The following is a 1,584-nucleotide window of genomic DNA, read 5'->3' as shown; positions in this document are numbered from 1 at the left end:
TGGCAGGAATTGAAATTGACGAGGGGATAGATGTCTATGCCTATCGGCGCGGTTTGTTTGTGATTAAGCAGTCGGGGGAAACGGTTAAAATTATCAATGATGTTCAGTTTCAACCTTTGGGTTTTGCTTAAGGTGTTTAATTTCTTTGTTAAGAAGGCGTAATTTTGCGATCGCCCTTTTTAATTAATCATGAATAGTTGATAATTATTCATTGTCAGGAGTCATTTTAGAAACCATCATGGAAATAAAAAATATTAAACAAAAAGCAAGAATTTTAATCGATAAATTGCCAGAAATTCTACAGGGGATGATACACAGGTAAATTCAATGTAATTTATTATGTTTAATTAATAGTAATAAAATTGGTGCGTTACGGCGGATTGTTAGTCTTATTTTATTATCCAAATTAGTAACCGCAAACACGCAGCCTACACTCTACAGCAGCTTAACAGGAGTCGCACTCATGGTTCTGGTATTTGTAAATCTCGACAAATTTTTTGCGTCAAGAATTCATTGATTTCACGATGGCGCGGAATAGCTGAAGATTTCTGATGGACACGATTTACATAAATCGTATGATTGCCGCCTTCTCTTAAGAATTCACAGCCATAAGTTTCTAAATGACGAATTAAGTTTATGCGTTTCATGCAGCCCAGAAAGTAACAGACTCTCGAATCACTTCTTGTCCTTGCAGTTGCTCTTCAGCTAACATACGATTAGCTTCTAAAACTAGCTCAATTGCTTCTTCTAAATTGCTTCTAGTTTCTTCTAGAGTCTCTCCTTGAGTATTAGCTCCTGGCAATTCTTCGACAAAACCAATATAGCCTTCGGGAACTTTCTGGAATATTTTTGTTAGTTTTAGTTGCATAATTTACCTCAAAATTTTAAATTATATAACCCACTATCATTAAAGTTAGCGGTGCGTTACGGCTGCTGAAGTGAAGCTAACGATATAATCGGATACAGCCCAAGCTGCATAATTAAGAGCCTGACGAATATCTTCCTGCTCCAACTCTGGATAAGCCTCTAAGATTTCCTGAATAGATAACTGACTAGCCAACAGTTTCAGAACAAATCCTACAGTGATACCCATTCCTCGAATCGTTGGCTGTCCAAGACATATTTGTGGATTAACAGTAATACGGTCTAGCTCTCTAATCACTGTGGAACTCCTGAGATAAACTCCTCCTATATTGTTGTGAAGATTACCAAAAAGGGCAAGAAAAAACCACAAAGGCACAAAGAACACAAAGTTTTTTGTTCATTGGCTAATTATAGCTTGATTGCTAACCCAATACCTTGATGGTATAAGTGTTCGACTCAATCCCAGGATCTAAAACCGCGATCACCCTTAATCCCTTTCCCCCAAAATCTAAACTGCGATCGCAGTTTTAATTGATAGTTGATAATGAATAGTTGATAATTATCCATTGTCAATTGCCTATTATCCATTGACCGCGATCGCCTTTTGACCTTTGACCCCTTCCCCTTGAACTGCGATCGCTGATTAGTTGATAGTCAATAATTAATTGAAAAAACACGGATGAGAAGCTAGGGACATTTCTTCTCCGCCAAGTCGCTAGA

General features: G+C 37.5%; 3 protein-coding genes and 1 pseudogene. 1 reads left to right on the top strand and 3 read right to left on the bottom strand.

What is annotated here, in order from left to right:
* Positions 1-131, top strand: a pseudogene (locus tag O9324_RS15440) (DUF3782 domain-containing protein); the annotation flags it as partial.
* A gap of 330 nt (positions 132-461) precedes the next feature.
* Here O9324_RS15440 and O9324_RS15435 read toward each other — a convergent pair.
* Genes O9324_RS15435 through O9324_RS15425 form a run of 3 tightly spaced genes read right to left on the bottom strand, consistent with a single transcriptional unit; the run spans position 462 to position 1,162 of the window.
* Positions 462-647 (bottom strand): type II toxin-antitoxin system HicA family toxin, encoded by a 186-nt coding sequence (locus O9324_RS15435; protein WP_288140635.1) that lies wholly within the window; start codon positions 645-647, stop codon positions 462-464.
* On the bottom strand, positions 644-868 hold the full coding sequence (locus O9324_RS15430) for a type II toxin-antitoxin system HicB family antitoxin (RefSeq protein WP_002770935.1): 225 nt from the start codon (positions 866-868) through the stop codon (positions 644-646). Before O9324_RS15430 ends, O9324_RS15435 begins: the two co-directional genes overlap by 4 nt.
* A gap of 45 nt (positions 869-913) precedes the next feature.
* Positions 914-1,162: a DUF433 domain-containing protein gene (locus O9324_RS15425; protein ID WP_288140634.1), complete on the bottom strand. Its 249-nt coding sequence runs from the start codon at positions 1,160-1,162 to the stop codon at positions 914-916.
* Positions 1,163-1,584 lie beyond the last annotated feature (422 nt).

The organism is Microcystis sp. LE19-84.1B, from assembly GCF_027531875.1.
GTDB classification, from domain to species: domain Bacteria; phylum Cyanobacteriota; class Cyanobacteriia; order Cyanobacteriales; family Microcystaceae; genus Microcystis; species Microcystis panniformis.
This window is presented reverse-complemented; position numbering and strand designations above follow the sequence as displayed.